This is a genomic window from Phyllobacterium sp. A18/5-2, from assembly GCF_025452215.1.
GTDB lineage: Bacteria > Pseudomonadota > Alphaproteobacteria > Rhizobiales > Rhizobiaceae > Phyllobacterium > Phyllobacterium sophorae.
On sequence record NZ_CP104966.1, the window covers coordinates 1,744,144 to 1,765,041 of the forward strand.

General features: G+C 58.4%; 19 protein-coding genes and 2 pseudogenes. 5 read left to right on the forward strand and 16 right to left on the reverse strand.

The window, feature by feature from the left end; all coding sequences use genetic code 11:
• Positions 1-148 precede the first annotated feature (148 nt).
• The 15 genes and pseudogenes from N8E89_RS08595 to hutI all read right to left on the reverse strand — a co-directional run bounded on the left by N8E89_RS08595 (position 149) and on the right by hutI (position 14,167).
• Positions 149-1,187: pseudogene (locus N8E89_RS08595) on the reverse strand (sulfate/molybdate ABC transporter ATP-binding protein).
• Between the two features lie 11 nt (positions 1,188-1,198).
• The gene (gene cysW, locus N8E89_RS08600; RefSeq protein ID WP_106662495.1) at positions 1,199-2,086 is read right to left on the reverse strand and encodes a sulfate ABC transporter permease subunit CysW; all 888 of its coding nucleotides are present in this window, start codon (positions 2,084-2,086) and stop codon (positions 1,199-1,201) included.
• Complete coding sequence (gene cysT / locus N8E89_RS08605) at positions 2,070-2,930, reverse strand: sulfate ABC transporter permease subunit CysT (protein ID WP_106662496.1); 861 nt, start codon at positions 2,928-2,930, stop codon at positions 2,070-2,072. Before cysT ends, cysW begins: the two co-directional genes overlap by 17 nt.
• 4 nt (positions 2,931-2,934) lie before the next feature.
• Complete coding sequence (locus N8E89_RS08610; protein ID WP_410010365.1) at positions 2,935-3,894, reverse strand: sulfate ABC transporter substrate-binding protein; 960 nt, start codon at positions 3,892-3,894, stop codon at positions 2,935-2,937.
• A 366-nt stretch (positions 3,895-4,260) separates the two neighbouring features.
• Positions 4,261-4,437 (reverse strand): hypothetical protein, encoded by a 177-nt coding sequence (locus N8E89_RS08615; protein WP_162739719.1) that lies wholly within the window; start codon positions 4,435-4,437, stop codon positions 4,261-4,263.
• A gap of 13 nt (positions 4,438-4,450) precedes the next feature.
• A pseudogene (locus N8E89_RS08620) lies at positions 4,451-4,956 on the reverse strand (hypothetical protein).
• A 397-nt stretch (positions 4,957-5,353) separates the two neighbouring features.
• Positions 5,354-5,944 carry an SCO family protein gene (locus N8E89_RS08625; RefSeq protein WP_262261721.1) on the reverse strand — a complete coding sequence of 197 codons (591 nt, stop codon included), beginning with the start codon at positions 5,942-5,944 and terminating at the stop codon, positions 5,354-5,356.
• On the reverse strand, positions 5,944-6,477 hold the full coding sequence (locus N8E89_RS08630) for a copper chaperone PCu(A)C (RefSeq protein WP_262261722.1): 534 nt from the start codon (positions 6,475-6,477) through the stop codon (positions 5,944-5,946). The genes N8E89_RS08625 and N8E89_RS08630 overlap by 1 nt, the downstream gene beginning before the upstream one ends.
• A gap of 23 nt (positions 6,478-6,500) precedes the next feature.
• Positions 6,501-7,865 (reverse strand): PepSY-associated TM helix domain-containing protein, encoded by a 1,365-nt coding sequence (locus N8E89_RS08635; protein WP_262261723.1) that lies wholly within the window; start codon positions 7,863-7,865, stop codon positions 6,501-6,503.
• An 85-nt stretch (positions 7,866-7,950) separates the two neighbouring features.
• Positions 7,951-8,334: a hypothetical protein gene (locus N8E89_RS08640; RefSeq protein ID WP_113172454.1), complete on the reverse strand. Its 384-nt coding sequence runs from the start codon at positions 8,332-8,334 to the stop codon at positions 7,951-7,953.
• An 80-nt stretch (positions 8,335-8,414) separates the two neighbouring features.
• Complete coding sequence (locus N8E89_RS08645) at positions 8,415-8,960, reverse strand: HutD/Ves family protein (protein ID WP_262261725.1); 546 nt, start codon at positions 8,958-8,960, stop codon at positions 8,415-8,417.
• Positions 8,960-10,630, reverse strand: a complete 1,671-nt coding sequence (gene hutU / locus N8E89_RS08650; protein ID WP_113172452.1) for a urocanate hydratase — start codon at positions 10,628-10,630, stop codon at positions 8,960-8,962. Before hutU ends, N8E89_RS08645 begins: the two co-directional genes overlap by 1 nt.
• The gene (gene hutG, locus N8E89_RS08655; RefSeq protein ID WP_262261727.1) at positions 10,630-11,433 is read right to left on the reverse strand and encodes an N-formylglutamate deformylase; all 804 of its coding nucleotides are present in this window, start codon (positions 11,431-11,433) and stop codon (positions 10,630-10,632) included. The genes hutU and hutG overlap by 1 nt, the downstream gene beginning before the upstream one ends.
• Positions 11,430-12,971 carry a histidine ammonia-lyase gene (hutH, locus tag N8E89_RS08660; RefSeq protein WP_113172451.1) on the reverse strand — a complete coding sequence of 514 codons (1,542 nt, stop codon included), beginning with the start codon at positions 12,969-12,971 and terminating at the stop codon, positions 11,430-11,432. The genes hutG and hutH overlap by 4 nt, the downstream gene beginning before the upstream one ends.
• A 2-nt stretch (positions 12,972-12,973) precedes the next feature.
• Positions 12,974-14,167: an imidazolonepropionase gene (hutI, locus tag N8E89_RS08665; RefSeq protein ID WP_262261728.1), complete on the reverse strand. Its 1,194-nt coding sequence runs from the start codon at positions 14,165-14,167 to the stop codon at positions 12,974-12,976.
• 98 nt (positions 14,168-14,265) lie between these two features.
• Here hutI and N8E89_RS08670 point away from each other — a divergent pair, with 98 nt between their 5' ends.
• The 5 genes from N8E89_RS08670 (at position 14,266) to N8E89_RS08690 (ending at position 19,985) form a co-directional block, all read left to right on the forward strand.
• The gene (locus N8E89_RS08670) at positions 14,266-14,388 is read left to right on the forward strand and encodes a hypothetical protein (protein WP_262261729.1); all 123 of its coding nucleotides are present in this window, start codon (positions 14,266-14,268) and stop codon (positions 14,386-14,388) included.
• Entirely contained in the window at positions 14,372-15,637 is a 1,266-nt protein-coding gene (locus N8E89_RS08675; protein WP_262261730.1) for a formimidoylglutamate deiminase, read from the forward strand. The genes N8E89_RS08670 and N8E89_RS08675 overlap by 17 nt, the downstream gene beginning before the upstream one ends.
• Positions 15,634-16,335, forward strand: a complete 702-nt coding sequence (locus tag N8E89_RS08680) for a histidine utilization transcriptional repressor HutC (protein WP_262261731.1) — start codon at positions 15,634-15,636, stop codon at positions 16,333-16,335. The genes N8E89_RS08675 and N8E89_RS08680 overlap by 4 nt, the downstream gene beginning before the upstream one ends.
• A 333-nt stretch (positions 16,336-16,668) precedes the next feature.
• Positions 16,669-17,916 carry an Mrp/NBP35 family ATP-binding protein gene (locus N8E89_RS08685; RefSeq protein WP_262261732.1) on the forward strand — a complete coding sequence of 416 codons (1,248 nt, stop codon included), beginning with the start codon at positions 16,669-16,671 and terminating at the stop codon, positions 17,914-17,916.
• 437 nt (positions 17,917-18,353) lie between these two features.
• Entirely contained in the window at positions 18,354-19,985 is a 1,632-nt protein-coding gene (locus N8E89_RS08690) for an arylsulfatase (RefSeq protein WP_262261733.1), read from the forward strand.
• Between the two features lie 60 nt (positions 19,986-20,045).
• Here N8E89_RS08690 and fghA read toward each other — a convergent pair whose 3' ends face one another.
• A complete protein-coding gene (gene fghA, locus N8E89_RS08695) occupies positions 20,046-20,879 on the reverse strand; it encodes an S-formylglutathione hydrolase (RefSeq protein ID WP_262261735.1) in 834 nt (277 codons plus the stop codon).
• Positions 20,880-20,898 lie beyond the last annotated feature (19 nt).

Below are 20,898 nucleotides of genomic sequence, written 5' to 3' on the forward strand. Positions count from 1 at the left end.
TTTTGATGAAAATGAGTCAGATTTCTATTAGGCTTTGTATGTAATTTTGAGCAGTCACCGCGGCAGATGTGGATTGTTCAGGCGCGCTTTTCGAATAAAGAAGGCCGGGATTTGCCCGTCCCGGCCATTGTGCGCGATGGTGTCCGCTTCAGTTTTTTGGAAACACACGCCAATGCTTGGGGCGGAATGCAATTCCACTCATTTCGGTTGCAGGATGATCGGCAGTAATTCCGATTTCTACGCGGTCCGCAGACCCGCGAAGATCAAGCTCGACGCGTCTCGTTGCGCCCACACGGCGGCTGGCCACGACAGTTCCAGCGATGCACGCTTGAGAGCCGTCAACGATCTCGACATCGTGCGGCCTGAAGTAGAGCGATGCATCCCCATTGGGAAGCTCGCTCTTGAGGCCGATCGGCCGGTCGGCGAGCCAAAGTTCGCCGTTTTCGACGCGAACTCCAAGCGTGCTCGATCTCGCCGATGAAGCTATAGACAAATGGAGAGTTCGGCTTGTCATAGACTTCGTCGGGGGTACCGATCTGCTCGATCCTGCCCTGACTCATCACAACAACACGGTCGGCCAGTTCCAGCGCTTCGTCCTGATCATGCGTTACAAAGACGGTGGTGTGCTTGGTCTTGTCATGGATCTCGCGCAACCAGCGGCGCAGTTCCTTGCGCACCTTTGCGTCAAGCGCGCCAAAAGGCTCGTCGAGGAGCAGTATTCGCGGTTCGATCGCCATGGCACGCGCAAGCGCGACGCGCTGGCGCTGGCCACCCGAAAGTTGGGCCGGATAACGCTTCTCAAGGCCGGAAAGCTGTACGAAATCAAGAAGTTCTGAAGAGCGTCGCCGAATCTCATCAGTGCTTGGGCGCGTGTTGGAAGGTCGTACTTTCAAACCAAAGCCGACATTGTCAATCACAGTCATGTGCCGGAACAACGCATAATGCTGAAAGACAAATCCTACGTTTCTCTCCTGGACCGATTTCAGCGATGCATCTTCATCGCCGAAGAAAACCTTGCCGTCTGTCGGTGTCTCAAGGCCTGCAATCAATCGCAGAAGCGTTGTCTTGCCCGATCCGGATGGTCCGAGCAGGGCGATAAGCTCGCCCGAATTGATATCGAGCGACACGTCGTGCAGCGCCGGAAAGCGATCGAATTCCTTGCGTACACCACTTACGCGAACGTCCATTTTTATTCCTCTCAGTGTCCGCCGGCTGCGCGAAGCTCCGTCCCGTACCTCAGTTCCAGAAGGGATTTGAGAACGAGAGTCACCAGCGCAAGCAACGCCAGCAGCGAAGCCACTGCAAAAGCAGCGACAAAATTATATTCGTTGTAAAGAATTTCGACATGCAGTGGCATCGTATTGGTCAAGCCGCGGATATGGCCTGAAACGACGGATACTGCGCCAAATTCCCCCATGGCCCGGGCGTTGCACAAAAGCACACCATAGAGCAAGCCCCATTTGATATTGGGCAGGGTGACATGCCAGAATGTCTGCCAGCCATTCGCTCCAAGCGAGAGCGCTGCTTCCTCGTCAGTGGTTCCCTGTTCCTGCATCAGCGGGATCAATTCCCTTGCAACAAATGGGAACGTGACGAAAACAGTAGCCAGGACTATGCCGGGAACCGCAAACAGCACTTCAATTCCATGCGATTTGAACCATGGGCCAAGCAGACTGTGTGAGCTGAACAGCAGCACGTAGACAAGGCCGGAAATAACCGGTGAAACTGAAAACGGCAGATCGATCAAGGTTGTCAGGAACGCCTTTCCCTTGAATTCGAACTTGGCGATCGCCCACGCGGCAACCACGCCAAAGATGACATTGAGCGGTACCGCAATGGCCGCCACGAGCAATGTCAGGCGAATTGCGGCGAGCGCGTCGGGCTCAGGAAATGCGGCGAAATAAGCGGCAGGTCCCTTCCGGAAGGCCTCAACAAAAACCGAAACGAGCGGCAGAAGCAGGAATAGTCCGAGAAAGACCAGTGCAGTGCCAGTCAACAGGTAGCGCGCCGTGCGCCGCTCCGTCGTCGCGTGCCGTGCTATGGCCGTCGGGTCTTTGGTTCGCGGCTGATCAAGTGCCATAACCATACCTCCTGCGGCTCCACGCCTGAATGAGATTGATCACAAAGAGCATGAAAAACGAAATGAGAAGCATGATGGTGGCAATCGCAGTCGCCCCCGCATAGTCGAATTCCTCCAATCGGATCACAATCAAGAGCGGCGCAATCTCGGAAACGTAAGGCAGGTTGCCGGCGATGAAGATGACTGAGCCATATTCGCCGACGGCACGAGCAAATGCGAGCGCGAAACCGGTGAGGATTGCCGGTTGCAATCCGGGCAGAAGCACTTGGGTTATCGTTTGGAAGCGATTGGCGCCAAGCGTTGCCGCAGCCTCCTCTACCTCCTTGCGAATTTCTTCCATCACCGGCTGGACTGTCCGGACCACGAAAGGGAGACCGACGAATATCAGGGCGATGGTAATGCCGATGGGCGTAAAGGCGACTTTAATGCCAAGCGGCTCCAGCAAATGGCCGATCCAGCCATTTCTGGCGTAAAGCGACGTCAGGGCGATACCTGCGACTGCCGTCGGCAGGGCAAAGGGCAAGTCGACGATAGCGTCGACGATGCGGCGGCCCGGAAACCGGTACCGTACAAGCACCCACGCGACGATGACTCCGAAAAAGACGTTAACCAGCGCAGCGACGAAGGAAGTGCCGAAGCTGATCTTCAGGGCATTTACAGTACGCGGGTCAACGGCGACATTCCAGAATCCTGTGAAACCCAGCGACGCCGAGCGCCATACGAGGCCTGCCAAAGGGATAAGTACAATCAATGCGAGGTAGGCAAGAGTGAAGCCGAGCGTCAATCCAAATCCTGGAATGACGCTCGGCCTCTTAAACCGCCAACCCGCTTTCGCGAAGTTGGAAATCATGCTGTTACTGTTTCGGCTTGTAAATCTGATCAAATGTTCCGCCATCTCCGAAGTGGTAGGGCTGTGCCTTCGCCCATCCACCGAAGATTGGATCATCGATTGTCACCAGTTTCAACTGCGGTAATTTTTTCAATATTTCAGCTGGTACGAGTTCCGGCTCTGCCGGGCGGTAAAAATGCTTTGCAGCGAGCGTTTGACCCTCTTCCGAATAGAGATATTTGAGGTAGGCTTCAGCCGGTTTGCGCGTGCCCTTCGTATCGACATTTCCGTCAACGACGGCAACTGGCGGCTCAGCAAGGATCGACTGCGGCGGGACGACGATGTCAAACTGGTCTTCGCCGAATTCAGCCAGCGAGAGGTAGGCCTCGTTTTCCCAAGCCAGCAGCACGTCGCCAAGCTGGCGTTGCGCAAAAGTCGTCGTCGAACCGCGCGCACCGGTATCCAGAACCGGAACGTGCTGGAAAAGGGTGCCGATATATTCCTTGATCTTGGTTTCATCCCCGCCGAATTGGCCATAAGCCCACGCCCAAGCGGCCAGATAGTTCCAGCGTGCACCGCCGGAGGTCTTCGGATTCGGCGTGATGACCTCTACACCGTCTTTGACCAGGTCGCCCCAATCCTTGATGCCTTTTGGATTGCCCTTGCGCACGAGAAAGACGATTGTTGACGTATAGGGAGCCGAGTTGTGCGGGTATTTGGTACGCCAGTCGGCATTGATCTTGTTGGCTTTGACGATAGCTGAAATATCGCTTTCAAGCGCCAGTGTCACCACGTCGGCGTCGAGTCCGTCAATGACCGCGCGCGCCTGCTTGCCCGAGCCGCCGTGTGATGTCTGGATTGTGACTGTCTCGCCCGTGTCGGCCTTCCATTTGGCCGCGAAAGCCGCATTGAAATCTTTGTAAAACTCGCGTGTCGGGTCATACGACACGTTTAAGAGTGTGGTGTCCGCACGGGCAGCAGACATCGGCTGATAAGCGACCGTCGCCGTAAGCAACGCGGCCGCTAGTGATAGGGAAAGTCGGGAATGTTTCATGCCTGCCTCCGTATGATAACAACTGAAGCGTAGCAGAGCCCCTCTCAATAAGGGCGTTAGAAAGAATTCCTTTTATACGAAAAAATTAGAATATTCTACCAGATCCGCATAGCCTACTGAAATAGTCGTCTAATCAGCGCGAGTATGTGATTTACCCTCGCTCGGGAAAATCGGCGGGTAGCGCGCAAAATGGGCGGCAAAGGCTGCAAACGGGCATTTTTAGAAAATGATCCATCACCGGCATTTTCCAGCGCGAGGGATCGCTGGCGACAACGCTGCCGCCAGTGACCCCAGTGATTATTTGTGGTGCAGAAGTTTCACTGGCGTGGCATCCGCAACCGTTACGTAGCTGGCGGGTGCCAGGCGGGTTTCGGTAATTGCATGGGTTTTGATCGGCATGACGAAAATCGCTGCCGTCAAGAGTGCAGTTGCAGCGATGGAAAGGCGCCGTTCCATGCGTGAATTGATGATCATGATGTCTCCCTTCCTAGTGATATTTCGCCCGAAGCGGGCGGGAAATAATGTCGTCGATAGCGGATTTGGGAATCGGCAAAAGCAGTTGATCCAATTCGACCAGAGTTTCAGCAAAAGTGATTGCCGCGTTCTCGACTTCCTCCTGGCGTGAGGGACATGCCATGGCATTGAGGCAGGTTCGTGCCGCAACCATGTCGCAATTCTGGAGACCGGCGATCAGTCCCAAAGTGAGGCACTCTTCCCGGCAAACGTGATGCGATCCGAACGGGAAAGTTTTAAGTGGACAAAACGCACAATGACGCAAGGTGCGGATGAAGAACGACAGCTCGGAAAGCGCACGGTTGCCGTTACGGCTACCGAGGAGTTCGCTGTAAAGTCCGTAGGCCATTTCCCATGCGATGACAGAACCGGTCTCGAACCCGGCCGCCCAACGCCGATAACCCTCGAGCACAAGCTTTTCCGGCTGCGGTCGAAATAACAGCCTGTACCATGGCCGGTTTCAGATACGCGCGGATACATCGGCACCCCCATCCTGTTCGTTGTTGCAGGTCAAGGCGGGGGGCCTATTGCGGCCAATGCAAACGGTTGACTGCGCCGGCCTGTTAGGGCCCGCAACAGAGATTGAAAGCTGCCTGCGCAGCAATGAAACCACGCGCAAGCGCGGCAGAAAAAGACCTATCATGGGTCCTCCAATCGAAAGGGTTCAAGGCCCAGACATCAAAGGGGTGCGCTCTTGCGCTTTTGCATAAAGGCTTTCGAAAATCCCAATGTCAAACATTAATTGTTTAAAACCTATAAAAATATCAATAGGTTAGAATAATTCTAGGAAATTATGAGTTTTTTAGTATACAAATGTTCGGATTGCCACAAAATGAGCATGCGCGCCCCCGCCGAAACGGGGGCAATGTTGTCGGGATCAACCTGCGATCAGCAGCCGTAATTTCTTCATCGCAACGTCCGGGCTTTCCTTGTAGTCGATCGTGCTTTTCAGCCGGGCATCGCGATCGAGCAGCATGACCGACGCGGTATGATCCATCGTGTAGTCGCCATTTTCAGTTGGGACTTTTTTGGCATAGATCTTCCACGCCTTAAGAAATTTCTCCACCTCGTCGGGCTTGCCAGTGATACCGGTAATTCGGTCTGTGAAAGCTGATGTATAGCCCTTCATCACATCGGGCGTATCGCGTTCGGGGTCGACGGAAATGAAAAACACGCGCAAATCCTTGCCTTCGTCACCAAGCGTCTTGAGCCAGCCTGCCATCTCGAACAGTGTCGTCGGACAGACTTCCGGACAATGGGTGAAGCCGAAGAACAACGCTGTCGGATGGCCTTTGAAGGCCGCTTCGGTAATTGGCGCGCCAGTCTGGTCGGTCAAATTGAACGGCGCCCCCAGCTGCACGGCTTCGGCCTTATTACCGAAACGAGTATTCGCGTATGTAAACACCAGAAAGAGCGACAGAGCGGCAATGACCGCCCACATCCCAAAGCGCAAAAGACGGAAATTCATCAGTTGTGCTCCATGCTGGTGGCATTGGCTGGCCCGGCCATGAACTGAACCTCGACCTTGCCGGCTTTGGCAAACTCAAGCGTGACAGGAATCATGTCGCCTTCTTTCAGCGGCGCCGTAAGGTTGATCAACATCAGGTGCGTGCCACCAGGCGAAAGTTCAGCGGTGCCGCCAGCCGGGATTTCGAGCCCGTCTTTCAACTGACGCATCTGCATGACGTTTCCATCCATCTTCATTTCATGCACTTCGACACGTTGGGCTGCCGGGCTTGAGCCGCCGACCAGGCGATCGGCTTGCTTCGACTGATTCGTAATCGTTACATAGCCGCCGCCGACCTTGGCCCCGGGCAATGTCGCGCGTGTGAATGCGCCGCTCAAGACAAGATCGCCGGCTTTTACAGGTTCCATCATGTCATCACTCATCGCGGCAGCGTCACCTTTGCCCATGGCGGAGTGGTCATGTGACTGAGCAGCAGCAAATGAAACTGAGGTGGCCAGCAGCGCGAGCGCGGCAATTCGGGAAAAGGATCTCATCGGATGTCTCCAGTTCAGATTGTTCAAGAGAATACACGTTGCAAAGGCGAGGGGATGCGCGTGACCAGCTGGTCCAGGACCAGCATAGTGAGGATAGCGAACCCGGTAAGCGGAAAGAGGATGCCGAAGCCGAGAATGACGAGCGTCAGCATGGCAAATACACTCTTTTGCGATGGCATTGGCGGAACGCCGAGACGGCCTGAGGGGCGCCGCTTCCACCACATGACAACCGCCGAAACCGACGTCAGAACAATGGCGAGACAGGTCATGAGCATGACGATCTGGTTGGCTAGGCCCAGATACTCGCCCTGGTGTACGCCGATACCAAATTCGATAGCCTTGGCCCCCGCGCCATAATCGGCAAACTTCAGATCAACGAGCGGTTTGCCGGTATATTGGTCGAAGTGGATCGTTCGTTGTTTGGCAATGTCGTCCGGGAAAATAGCTGCCGTATAGACACCCTTCTTGCCGGACGGCAGAGAAACCTCGAAACCCGGTGCCATACCCGCAGCACTGGCCGAAGCGACAATTTGATCGAGACCGATAGGCTGTGCGGTGGCGCTTGGCGTCGATGTCGGCACCGGAGCGTTTTCGACGGTCCATCCGGAGTTGGTCAAAACTTCTTTAGTTGGGATTTTTGACACCGGCACATCGTCCCAGAGCAGCGCCGGATAACCGAGGCCAGCGCTAGACAGCGTCGCGTTGACCTTGTCGCCCCAATAGCCCGACCAGGGCATGCCTGTTATTGCCAGGAAGAAGATCAGGGCCCCGGCTGCGGCGCCGGTCACCGCATGAATATCCCGCCAGAACACGCGTTTGTCCGGCGTGCCCCGCACGCTGATCACGCCGCCAGTCTGCTTGCGCGGCCACCAGAGATAAAAGCCGGTAATGACGAGAATGAGCGCGAGACCCCCGACCGCCTCGACGATGCGATTGAACGCTGAACCGAAATAGTCGAGGCTGTGGATCTTCTTGACGACCCAGTTGAATTCCTCTTTCTCGCCGACCTTGCCAAGAACGGAGCCGCTGTAGGGATCGACGAAGACGAGAACATTGCCGGTATCGGTGCCAACCGTAACGCGAGCAGATTGCGTTGGCGCTGCGGGAGCACGATAGCGCGATACTTTCGACCCAGGTACCGCTGCCTTGGCATTATCAATCAACAGCGATGGAGCCAAGGCTTTGCCGCGCGGCTGCACCACATTGCGATAGGCGAACGCCGTATTGTCTATCTCGTCCTTGAACAGGTAGAGACTGCCGGTGACGGCCAGATTGAGCATGAAGGGTATGACCAGAAGGCCGGCGAAAAAGTGCCAGCGCCAGATGGCGCGGTAGAGCGAAAGACTGATGTCATTGGGCTTCTCGGAAGCCAAGCTTGAGACGGACATAGGTGTTCCATTCGTCTGGCAGAAAGGGTGACGGACTGCATCTGCAGGCCCGCCGCGACGCACCCCGGAAGGCGCATTGTTTCTGTCAGGCGAGGGGAGGCGCTTGTGGCGGAGCCGATGGGGGATAGAGGCTGCGTGCGATCAGGATCGCTTCGCGCTTTATTGCTAGCGAACGAGCTGGCTGGACCTTTGGACCGGCCGTGGAGGCGGGCGCAGGCAGGATGAACGACCCGGAGAGCCTGCAGGCCTCGCAACCGGTGCCGTGCCAGGAGCTCGTGTGCAGATCCTTGTCGCCGCTGCCTGGGAGACATAATACGGGAACAGTGCCATCTGGCAGCGTATAGGCAGCGAGATCGATCTGGCCGCCCGTCCCCGCTTCGATCGGCTGGTGCGCGAAAGCAACGAAAACGAGCGCCAATGCGCACAGCATGCGCACCGCCAATCGCCAATCGTTCCAGGTCTTGCGCATCAACGCCTCATGTTCCAGCCGGAAAGCTCAAATACATCAGCCGGGCGCCGAAATCTATGCGGCAAAGCGACGGCGAATGTTTAAAGGCGCTGAATTTCGATTAGCCAGGCGGTTTGAGGGGTGCCGGCGAAAGCAATCGCTTCAGACGGGGACAGATGGATCAGGTCATCGAGCCCAAACTGTTCTCTGTTCGAAGCCAGCGCATTCGAACGAAACAGTACAAAGGTTTCGTCTGCGCTGGCGGTAATATCCGCCTGGTCAAGCCGCCTGACACTGGCCGAAAATCGTCCGCGACGAACCATGACGTTGAGATCCGTGACTTCCCGGATAACATCGGCGCTCGTCGGGACATCACCGGGAAAGGCGATGGCCGGGGAGGCCGGGCCAATCAACGCCGCCTTGCCACCACCGATCGTCAGCCGCATCTCGCCGTCCAGGACGGCAAGAACCCGGTCGATATTGGCAAATGCGGAGAAAGGGCCGGAGCTTGGCACTTTTGCGATGCTGATGCGCCAGTCGAAATCGCTGACCGCTGCCCCAGACGGTGAAATCGCGATCTCGGTCGTGAATCCACCGCCATTCTTCCATGGCATTTGCCGGTGATCGCCGGCGCGCAGAATGCGCATCAGCCAAGAATACCCGGCAGGTTCAGGCCCTTTTCCCTGGCGCATTCAATGGCAATCTCATAACCCGCATCGGCGTGACGCATGACGCCCGTGGCAGGATCGTTCCACAACACGCGTCCGATACGCTCCGCGGCATCGCCGGTGCCATCACAGCAGATCACCATGCCGGAATGTTGCGAGTAGCCCATGCCGACGCCGCCACCGTGATGCAACGATACCCAGGTGGCGCCCGAGGCGGTATTAAGCAACGCATTCAACAGCGGCCAGTCGGAAACCGCATCGGACCCATCCTTCATCGCTTCCGTTTCGCGATTGGGCGAGGCAACGGAACCGGAATCGAGATGGTCGCGACCGATCACGATCGGCGCCTTTAGCTCGCCCGTGCGCACCATTTCATTGAAGGCGAGGCCAAGGCGATGCCGGTCACCGAGACCGACCCAGCAGATGCGTGCCGGCAAGCCCTGGAAGGCGATGCGCTCGCGCGCCATGTCGAGCCAGTTGTGCAGATGCGTGTTGCCCGGGGTCAGTTCCTTCACCTTGGCGTCGGTCCTGTAGATGTCTTCCGGGTCGCCCGAAAGCGCTGCCCAGCGGAACGGGCCAATGCCCCGGCAGAATAGGGGGCGGATATAGGCGGGGACGAAGCCCGGGAAGGCGAAAGCGTTCTCCAGGCCCTCGTCCTTGGCCACTTGGCGAATATTGTTTCCGTAGTCGAGTGTCGGTATGCCCCGGTTCCAGAATGCGATCATTGCTTCGACATGCTCGCGCATCGACGCCCGCGCGGCTTTCTCGACCGCCTTCGGGTCACTTTCGCGCTTTTCACGCCATTCCGCCATCGTCCAGCCCTTTGGCAGATAGCCGTTGATCGGGTCATGCGCGGAAGTCTGGTCGGTGACGATATCCGGGCGCACGCCGCGGCGCACCAGTTCCGGTAAAACATCGGCGGCATTACCAAGTAGGCCGACGGATTTGGCCTCGCCGGCTTTTGTCCAGCGATCGATCATCTCCAGCGCTTCGTCCAGCGTCTCAGCCTTGGCGTCCACGTAACGGGTACGCAGGCGGAAATCGATCGAGTCGGGATTGCACTCGACCGCAAGGCAGCATGCACCGGCCATCACGGCGGCGAGCGGCTGCGCGCCGCCCATGCCGCCAAGTCCGCCGGTCAGGATCCATTTGCCCTTGAGGTTGCCGTCATAATGCTGGCGGCCGGCCTCGACGAAGGTCTCGTAGGTGCCCTGAACAATGCCCTGCGTGCCGATATAGATCCACGAACCGGCGGTCATCTGGCCGTACATGGCCAGACCCTTCTTGTCGAGTTCGTTGAAATGGTCCCAGGTCGCCCAATGCGGCACGAGATTGGAATTGGCGATCAGCACGCGGGGGGCATTGGCATGGGTCTTGAAAACACCGACCGGCTTGCCGGACTGGACGAGCAGCGTCTCATCTTCGTTCAGCGTCTTCAGCGTGGAGACGATCTTGTCGAAGTCGTCCCAGGTGCGGGCCGCGCGGCCAATACCACCGTAGACCACGAGCTCATTGGGGTTTTCGGCAACCTCCGGATCGAGATTGTTCATCAGCATCCGCAGCGGCGCTTCGGTCATCCAGGATTTGGCGTTGAGCTCATTGCCCCGGGGGCTGCGAATTTCCCGGATATTATGCCTTGGATTGTTCATTATCTGCTCCCCAATTTGATAGCGGTCTGTTCGATGATCCCGAGAACGTCCTTGAGATGCCGGCGCAATTTTTCCGCCTTGGCCTCATCAAGGGCAAAGGGCGGTGCTTCAGTCGCCAAGTGCGATGATTGCGTCAGTTCCATCTGAATGGCGTGGATGCCAAGCTGTGGCTGGCCGTAGTGGCGCGTCGTCCAGCCACCCTTGAACCGGCCATTGATGACGGCGTCATAGCCACGTGCGGCAAAGACGATACGGCCGACCGCCGAGGCGATTTCGGGCGAACAGCTCTTGCCTTCGTTGGTGCCGATGTTGAAATCCGGCAGCTTGCCTTGGAAGAGGAAAGGGATATGCGACCGGATGGAGTGGCAGTCATAAAGAATCGCCAGGCCGCAAGCCTCACGCACCCGCTTGATCTCATCGGCGAGCGCTGCGTGGTAGGGACGATGAAATTGCTCCAGCCGCGATTTTATATCTGCCGCATTGGGCTTTTCACCGTCACGCCAGATCGGCTTGCCGTCAAAATCCGTTTCCGGGATCAGCCCTGTGGTATTTTGCCCAGGATAAAGGCTGACGCCTTCCGGATCGCGGTTTGCATCGATCACATAACGATGGAAAGTCGCCCGGACCGTCGTTGCTTCCGGAAGCAGCCCATCATAGAGCTGATCGATGTGCCAGTCGGTGTCGGCAAGCAGCTGGCCGTTTTGGTTGAGCCGCTTCCAAATATCGGCGGGAACATCGGTCCCCGTATGCGGGAACCCGAGAATGATCGGGGACAACCCCCGTTCGACTTCGACAACACTCATAAGTCTGTGTCCAAAACCGGCAGAATATCAGTAGAGATCGCGGCATTGAGTGCACCGGAGGCAATAAGATCGGAAACAGCTTTCAAATCGGGTGCCATGTAACGATCCTCATCCAGTGTCGGCACTGCCGTACGAATAACGCCGTGGGCTCGGGTCAGTTCCGGGCTGGTCCGCAGCGGACTGCGTAAATCGATACCCTGCGCAGCGGTCAGTGCCTCGATACCAATGATCGAGAACAGATTTTCAGTCATCTGCAGGAGGCGGCGCGCGCCATGGCACGCCATCGACACGTGATCTTCCTGATTGGCCGAAGTGGGCGTCGAGTCGACCGAGGCCGGATGGGACATCTGCTTGTTTTCCGACATAAGCGCCGCAGACGTGACTTCCGCGATCATCAGCCCCGAATTCAAGCCGGGCTTTCGGGCGAGGAAGGCGGGCAAGCCGTAGCTCAGCGCCGGATCGACCAGCAAGGCGATACGCCGCTGCGCGATAGAACCGATCTCGCAGATTGCCAGCGCAATTTGATCGGCGGCAAAAGCTACAGGCTCCGCGTGGAAATTGCCGCCCGACACGACGGAGCCATCGCTCAGCACGAGCGGGTTGTCGGTCACGGCATTGGCTTCAATTTCCAGCGTCCGGGCCGCCATGCGCAACAGGTCGAGGCAGGCGCCGTCCACCTGAGGCTGGCAGCGGATGCAATAGGGATCCTGAACGCGCTCGTCCCCTTCGATATGGCTCATCCGTATGGGCGAGTTTTCGAGCAGCCGGCGCAAGGCGGCACCAGTATCGATCTGACCGCGATGACCGCGCAAAGTGTGAATATCCGGATGGAACGGCGCCGAGGAACCCATGGCGGCATCGGTCGAAAGAGCGCCGGTAATGAGTGCCGACTGACCTGCCCGGTGGGCGCGGAAGAGACCCGCCAAGGCAAGGGCGGTCGAAACCTGGGTGCCGTTGATGAGTGCGAGGCCCTCCTTTGCCGCCAGAACGACGGGCTTGAGCCCCGCCTTGGCAAGGCCATCGCCCGCACGCATCTGCATGCCGTCAAATACAACATCGCCTTCGCCGATCATCGCTGCCGCCATATGCGCCAACGGCGCGAGATCGCCTGATGCACCGACAGACCCCTTTTCCGGAATGACCGGGATCACGCCCTTCTCCAGCATGGATTCGATCAGGCTGATGAGCTCAGGCCGCACACCGGACGCGCCGCGTCCCAGCGAGATCAACTTCAGCACCATAATCAGGCGAACGATGTTTTCGGGTAATGGATTGCCGACACCGCAACAATGGGAGAGGATCAAATTGCGCTGCAGGGTCTCAACGTCGGCAGCCTCAATCTTGATCGACGCGAGCTTGCCAAATCCCGTATTGATGCCATAGACGGGCTCGTTGCCGCCGGCAATTTCGGCGATGCGCCGTGCCGCGGCCGTGATTCCTGGATGAAAGGAAGGATCGAGCCTGGCGGAGCCTCCCTGCCAGTACATTGTTTCCAAAACAGAAATTGGCACGGAGCCGGGATGAAGTGTGATGGTCATGATTATGCTTTCAAAACAAGCTGATAGAGCGGGTTAAAGCCGATGCGGTAGCAGAGTTCCGCTGGTTGCTCGGCGTTCCAGATAGCGATTTCGGCGCGCTTTCCAGGCGTGATGGTACCAATCTCGCCTTGCAGGCCAAGTGCGTGCGCCGCCTCGCGTGTCGCCCCGGCGAGTGCTTCTTCCACGGTCAGGCGAAAGAGCGTGCAGGCCATGTTCATGGTCAATAGGAGCGAGGTAAGGGGCGAGGTGCCGGGATTGCAATCCGTGGCGACAGCAATGCGAACACCTGCATCGCGCAAGATTGCTACGGGCGGCGCGCGTTCTTCCCGCAGCGCGTAAAAGGCACCAGGCAGGAGTACGGCAACGGTTCCTGCCGTCGCCATGGCTTTCGCACCCTCTTCGTCGAGATATTCGAGATGGTCGGCCGATAGCGCGCCGAACGATGCCGCAAGCTTGGCCCCACCGAGGTTCGACAGCTGCTCGGCATGAAGCTTCACCGGCAGACCGAGCGCCTCGGCCTTTGCAAAGACACGGGAGATTTGCGCGGGCGAGAAGGCAATGCCCTCGCAGAATCCATCCACGGCGTCGACCAGACCCTCCGCATGAGCTGCTTCAAGACCGGGCAGCGCCACCTCTGAAATATAGTCGTCAGCACGGCCGCGATACTCGGGCGGGACAGCATGGGCGCCGAGATAGCTCGTCAGGATCCGCACCGGGCGCATTGTGCCGAGGCGGCGCGCGACACGCAGCATTTTCAGTTCAGCCTCGATGTTGAGACCGTAGCCGGACTTGATTTCGATGGTCGAAATGCCCTCAGCCAAAAGCGTATCGAGCCGGGGCAGGCTTTGCGCGACAAGTTCGTCCTCGCCCAAGCCGTTGGTCGCTTTAACGGAGGAAATGATGCCGCCGCCAGCTCGCGCGATCTCTTCATAGCTCGCGCCCTCCAGCCGCATCTCGAACTCTCGGGCACGGTTGCCACCGAAAACCAGATGCGTATGACAGTCGATGAGGGCCGGGGTTGCCAGCCTGCCGCCGAAGTCCTGGCGCTCGACAGTGCTCCAGTCGCCTGGAACCTCCTGTCCGACCCAGACGATCCGCTCGCCATCGATGCCGATCGAGCCATTATCAATCAGGCCATAGGGCGCGCCGGTTTGCTCCAGCGTGGCGATCTTCAATCCGGACAGAATTTTTCTCATCGGCCTTCGCAGCGTCCCCATTTATGGTCTTGCTCATATCATTATTATGTATATACATATTATGTCAATCGGTTGCGGGAGAAGAAATGAGAGACGCGATGAAATCTGTTTTTGCGCGGAAGGCCCTGACGCTGAACGGTTGGGAAAATGACGTCCTCTTGCATATCGACACTTTGGGCCGCATCGCGTCGGTCGTGCCAAATAGTGCAGCCGATTCCTGATGCTTACGTTGTTGATCGGCTGCTCCCTGCGCAGGCCAATCTGCACAGCCATACCTTCCAGCGCGGCATGGCCGGGCTTTCCGAAGCGCGCAGCCCGGCGGGGCGTGACAGCTTCTGGACATGGCGCGAGATCATGTATCGCTTTCTCGATATTCTTGGCCCAGAAGACATCGAGGCGATCGCCGCCTTTGCCTTCGCCGAGATGCTCGAGGCGGGTTATTCCAGCGTCGCGGAATTCCACTATGTTCATCATCAGCCGGGCGGTGAGCCCTATGCCAACTTGAGCGAATTGTCGGAGCGGATCGCAGCGGCGGCCAGCGCGACCGGCATTGGCCTGACGCTGCTGCCCGTCGCCTACGCGCAGGGCGGCGTTGACGGGCGCGCACTGACAGGCGGGCAACTGCGCTTCGGCAATGATCTGGAGCGTTATGTTGAACTGGCGCAAGTCGCTGAAAAGACTGCAAAAAGCGTCAGCCTCGACGCAGGTTTCGGTGTCGCTCCGCATTCGATCCGCGCCGTGAACGAGCGCGACCTTAAGGCGCTGGAGCAGCAGTTCCGCCGGATGCCCTTCCACATTCATATTGCCGAGCAGATACCGGAGATCGAAGAGGTGCAGGCGGCCTATGGCCAGCGCTCGATGAGCTGGCTGCTCGATCACCTGCCGGTCAATGAGCGCTGGTGCCTGGTCCATTCCACCCATATGACGCCGGAGGAAACGCAGCGAGTTGCACAAAGCGGCGCCGTGGTTGGACTTTGCCCGATGACCGAAGCCAATCTCGGCGATGGAATTTTCAATGGAGTCAATTACTTGAGCGAAGGCGGCCGGTTCGGCACCGGATCGGATTCCAACATCCGCATTTCGCCATCGGAAGAGTTGCGCCAACTTGAATACAGCCAGCGGTTGCGGGATGTGTCGCGCGTTACCCTCTCGGTCGAAGGCAAGTCCTGCGGCCGGACGCTTTACGACACCGCGCTGGCGGGTGGTGCGCAGGCACTCGGCCGGGATTCCGGCAGTCTAGCCCCCGGCAAATGGGCAGACATGATTGCCATCGACGTTGAAAATGCTGCACTTTTTGGCCTGAGCGGCGACAGGCTGCTTGACGGCTGGATTTTTGCGGGCGACAGACAGGCCGTCAGCGATGTCTGGTCGGCTGGGCGCCATGTGGTGCATGAGGGCCGGCATCGCGACCGGACGGCGATCGTTAAAACCTACAAAACTCGCTTGGCAGCGATACTGGAGAGAGTGTGACGGCAACTGCACGCAAATCGTTCCATGCCATCAAGGCCGAGATGGCGCGGCGCATCGCCGAACGGGTCTGGGCGCCCGGAGCGTTGATTCCGGGCGAGGAAGTGCTGGCCGTCGAATTCAGCTGCGCCAGGGCCACGGTCAATCGCGCCTTGCAGGAACTGGCGCGCGGCGGTGTCCTGGTGCGCAAGCGCAAGGCTGGCACCCGCGTGGCGCTCCACCCGATGCGGGAGGCGCGTTTCGTCATCCCGATCGTGCGTCAAGAGATTGAAAACAAAGGCGGAATCTATCAGTTTCGCCTGCTTTCGAATAGAGTTGAGAAGGCGCCGCTGGCCGTCACCAAACGGCTCGGCCTCGCCAAAACGAAAGAGATGCTGCATGTGCGCTGCCTGCATCTTTCCGACGGCAAGCCCTATCAATATGAAGACCGCTGGGTCAATCTCGACGCCGTTCCCTCCATTCGCAATGAGACATTCGAGACGGTCAGCCCCAATGAATGGCTGGTCACGCACTCGCCGTTTTCACAGGCAGAAATCATTTTCCACGCTGATCTGGCAGGCATTGAAGAGGCCGAAATCCTTGGCATTGACGAGAAGGAATCGGTTTTCATCATCGAACGCCTGACATTCGTGCTGCAAAAGCCTATCACTTTCGTTCGCATGAGCCACCCAGGTTCGCATCGGATGGTCACTCAACTCTAGACAACTATTTTGCGCGCCAAGGTTGATAATGCTTGGCCAGAATCGATGATTGTTCGGCCATTTTCGCCGGTTCCCGGGCAAGATTGGATGGCACTCGAGCGAAACTTTTCCAACCTTGGCAAAACATGTGTCAGACTTGGTGTTTCGTGCCATGAACCCATCAGCAACTGGCGGCGAGGCCGGTGCATGATCGGTTTTCGTGGACAAATGGCCATTGGCGTTTCGCCTCAACTGCACTATTTGAAAGCATCTTCGTAATACGCAATTCCGATTGGGAAGCCGCTTCACACTTTTCCTGGAATTGCGCCAAGGAATGACAGGGATGGAATTGCAATGGCAGGCGTGACGAAAGACCAGGTCCTCGAACAGCTGAAGACAGTGACCGGTCCCGACTTCAACAGCAACATCGTCGAGCTCGGCCTCGTGTCGGATATTTTCATTGCCGCCGGCAAGGTGTTCTTCTCGATCACCGTGCCAGCCGAGCGGGCCCAGGAACTGGAGCCGCTGCGTGCCGCCGCCGAGCGCGTCGTCAAGAACATGCCGGACGTCACCGGCGCCGTCGTTGCCCTGACAGCCGAGAAGAAAGGCGGGCCGACCAGCGACGATGCGCCGCCGAAGGCCACCCCCTCGCCACGGCCCGCACAGCGGCCTGCTCCGGCGGGCGCGGTTCCACCGCCGCGCGTACCGGCTCAAGGTGCACCCGCCCAAGGAGCGTCCGCCCAAGGAGCGTCCGCAAGTCCCGCACATTCGCATGGCCACGCTGCTGCACCGGTCAAAGCCGGTGTGCCGGGCGTCGGCGCGATCATCGCGGTTGCGTCGGGCAAGGGCGGTGTCGGCAAGTCGACCACGGCGGTCAACCTCGCGCTGGGGTTGCAGGCCAACGGACATCGCGTCGGCATTCTCGATGCGGACATTTACGGTCCTTCCATGCCGCGCCTGCTTGGCCTGCATGGCAAGCCGGAAGTGATATCGGGCAGGGTGCTCAAGCCGATGGAAGGCTACGGCCTGAAAGTCATGTCGATCGGCTTCCTGGTCGATGAGGAAACCCCGATGATCTGGCGCGGCCCGATGGTCATGTCGGCGCTGACGCAGATGCTGCGCGAGGTGCAGTGGGGCGATCTGGATGTATTGGTGGTCGACATGCCGCCCGGCACCGGTGACGCGCAATTGACCATGGCACAGCAGGTGCCGCTGGCCGGGGCCGTCATCGTCTCCACGCCGCAGGATCTGGCGCTGATCGATGCGCGCAAGGGGCTCAACATGTTCAAGAAGGTCGATGTGCCTTTGCTCGGCATTGTTGAGAACATGAGCTATTTCATCGCCCCGGACACTGGCGCGCGCTACGACATTTTCGGCCATGGCGGCGCGCGCAAGGAAGCGGAGCGCCTCGGCGTGCCGTTTCTCGGCGAAGTGCCGCTCGTCATGGAGATCCGTGAAACTTCCGACAGCGGAAAGCCGGTCGTCGTCAGCAATCCCGACGGCCCGCAGGCAAAGGCCTATCGCGACATCGCGGCACGAGTATGGGACCAGCTTGCGGCGGCGAGAGGCGGACGGTCCGCCCCGGCAATCGTATTTGAGTAGGGCGTAACCACTTCAGCCTGAACGCTCTGGCCGCAATGGTTTGCTCCTTGCGTGGCCATATCATGCAGCGCGCAAGCAGCGTTGGATGCGTCCTTTAGTGCGGGTTCAGTTCGCCATTCGCCGCTATATTGCGGCGAAACCCGCCAAGGAACGCAAGACGGACTTGTGAGAAGCCATCCTTCCGAGATTTCGCACTGGATCTTCGCCCATAGGAGTTGTTACCGTTACGTACTTGCGGTGCACAAATCCGAAAGCGATGATCGATGGGTTGGGCACGCCGCTCAGCCCTGTTACCAGCATCACGGCGTGCCCTTCGCGCGGCTACCCTACAGAGCACATCACATCAGGTGCTACGGGCGTGATTACGTCGAGCTACCCGCAGCAACATGTCTCTCTGTTCTTTGGCCTGATCAACGGGAGGGACACAATGGCAGACTATGCGAGATCCGAGCAGGCGCGATATCTTGTTGACCGGCGGGTCGCTGCTCGCCATGTCAGCGATCGGCGCAGTTGCAAATGCAGCTGTCAGCAACACTGCTATAGCCCAGGCAGCGGGCAAAAAGCCCAACATCCTCGTCATTTTCGGTGATGACATCGGATACTGGAACACCAGCGCCTATAATCGCGGCCAGATGGGGTACCGTACGCCGAACATTGACCGTATTGCCAAGGAAGGTGCGGTTTTCACCGACCTTTACGCCCAGCAATCCTGCACCGCAGGGCGCGCGGCGTTCCTCACCGGACAAAGCTGCTTCCGCACGGGACTGCTCAAGGTCGGCCTGCCCGCTGCGCCGGAAGGACTGTCGGAGAAGGACCCAACGCTTGCCGAACTGTTGAAGCCGCAGGGCTATGCCACCGGCCAGTTCGGCAAGAACCACGTCGGCGACCGCAACGAGTTTCTGCCCACGGTTCACGGCTTCGACGAGTTCTTCGGCAACCTTTACCACCTCAACGCCGAGGAGGAGCCAGAAAACGTTGACTACCCGAAGAACCCTGAGTTCCGCGCCAAGTACGGCCCGCGCGGCGTCATGAAGTGCTCTGCGACTGACACGGATGATGCGACCGAAGACCCGCGTTTCGGAAGGGTAGGCAAGCAGAAGATCGAAGACACCGGTCCGCTGACCAAGAAGCGAATGGAGACTGTGGACGAGGAATTCCTGGCGGCTGCCAAGGATTTCATCGACCGGCAGCACAAGGCCGGCAAACCGTTCTTCTGCTGGTTCAATTCAACCCGCATGCACATTCACACCCATCTCAAGCCCGAGTCGACAGGCAAGACGGGTCTGGGGGTTGAAGCTGACGGCATGGTCGAGATGGATGGCATGGTTGGTGAGCTTCTCCAACAGCTCGATAACCTCGGCATCGCCGACAACACGATCGTTCTGTGGACCACCGACAACGGAGCAGAAGTTTTCTCGTGGCCGGATGGTGGCACGACGCCATACCATGGCGAGAAAAACACCAGTTGGGAAGGCGGCTACCGCGTTCCGGGCATGATGCGCTGGCCGGGTGTGATCAAGCCGGGCAGTGAGATCAACGAGATTGTGTCACACGAGGACTGGGTTCCCACTCTCGTGGCGGCAGCTGGGGAACCGGACGTCAAGGATAAGCTGCTGAAAGGCTACGAGGCAGCGGGCAAGACCTTCAAGGTCCATCTCGACGGCTACGACCAGCACGACCTCTTGGCTGGCACTGGCCCAAGCAAGCGGAAGGAGTTCTTCTACTGGACCGACGACGGCAACCTCGCAGCGTTTCGCTATGACCGCTGGAAGATTCTGTTCATGGAGCAGCGGGCGGAAGGCTTTGACGTGTGGCAGGATCCTTTTGTCACCTTGCGGGTTCCGAAGATCTTCGACCTGCGCGCCGACCCCTTCGAGCGTGCCCAGCATGAATCCGACCAATATGACAACTGGCGGCTGGACCGGACATACCTTCTCGTACCAGCCCAGGCCTTCGTTGGCGAGCATTTGCAAAGCTATGTCGAGTTCCCGCCGAGGCAGAAGCCCGGAAGCTTCTCGCTCGACCAGGTGTTGGCGAAATTACACGAGGCGGGCAGCGGCAAGAACTGAAGCCACCGGCGCCAACGATCCCAGGTAATGGGGGGTGGCCTGCAGTCCCCCCGCTGCGCCTTACCTCAGCCTGTCCGCGTGCCAGGCGATATGATCGGCCATGAACGTGGAAATGAAGAAATAGGAGTGGTCGTAGCCGTCGCGCATGTTCAGCGTCAGCCGGATGCCAGCCTTGGCGCAGGCTTCTTCCAGAAGCCACGGCCTGAGACCGTCCTCAAGAAAGCCGTCCGCCTTGCCCTGGTCGACCAGCAGTTCAGGTACGCGGTGGCTGTCCTCTATCAGTGCGACACTATCATAGGCGCGCCACGCGGCCTCATCCGGGCCTAGATATTTTTCGAAGGCAGGGCGCGACCAGCCGGCAACGGAGGGCCGGGTGATCGGCGCAAAGGCTGAAACGGATTTGAAGCGCCCCGGATTCTTGAGAGCGAGCGTTATGGCCCCATGGCCGCCCATGGAATGGCCAAAAATGCCCTGACGCTGCATGTCGAGCGGGAAATTGGCGGCCACCAGTTCAGCCAGTTCATAAGCGATATAGGTTGCCATGCGATAATTCGTTGACCACGGTTGCTGGGTTGCGTCCAGATAGAAGCCCGCACCGCTGCCGAACTGCCAATTATCCTTTTCGTCCGGGACATGCTCACCGCGCGGGCTCGTATCCGGGCAAATAATGGCTATGCCCAGTTCGGCGGCAATGCGGCGGTATTCGCCCTTGTCCATGACGTTCTGGTGGGTGCAGGTCAGGCCTGACAGGTACCAAAGCAGCGGCACTGGTCCATCCTTCGCCTGTGGCGGCAGGAATAGCGCGAAGGTCATGTCGCATTGGCAGGCGTCACTGCGATGGCGATAGACGCCTTGCGTACCCTCGAAACTCTTGGCAATCGATAGTGTTTCCATGAATTCCCCGTGTCGTGTT